The sequence below is a fragment of the Lactobacillus sp. C449L genome (genome assembly GCF_059900815.1).
In genome coordinates this window covers 1-403 of the sequence record NZ_JBWXGA010000416.1, presented here as the reverse complement: position 1 = coordinate 403, position 403 = coordinate 1, and the positions used below count along the sequence as shown (strand labels likewise).

The following is a 403-nucleotide window of genomic DNA, read 5'->3' as shown; positions in this document are numbered from 1 at the left end:
CGTTCTAAATATCCCGCTCGTCCGCTATGAAGGAGGCGACAAAGGCCCAGCCTTTGGAGCCGCCAGGCTCGCGCGGCTGGCCCTCACGGGCGAGGATCCCAAAGCCGTATGCACCCAGCCCCCCGCTGTTGAAACCATAGCCCCTGAACCGCAGTTCGTCGATCACTACGCCTCTCGAGTCGAGAATTTCCGCAGCCTGTACCGTGCATTGAAGCCGGAATTCAACAAGGCCTATCGCAGCGTCAATTGACAGCCTGCTTGGCAACTATAGTATTTTCTAACCTGACCAAGAAAACTGCCTCAACGTTCAAGTTGACGCTATCTGGGAGGAAAAGTTGTGCTTTGGAGTTCTGCTGGAGCGCACAGAGGCTTGAGCCCTCAGCCATACGGAACAGTTAGGGAA

Annotated in this window: 1 protein-coding gene; it reads left to right on the top strand. The window is 55.6% G+C overall.

Annotated elements, in window-relative coordinates:
- Positions 1-250, top strand: a 250-nt coding sequence (locus tag AC2JF9_RS10055; RefSeq protein WP_500727488.1) for a hypothetical protein, incomplete at its 5' end; no start/stop codon positions are given.
- Between the last annotated feature and the right edge of the window lie 153 nt (positions 251-403).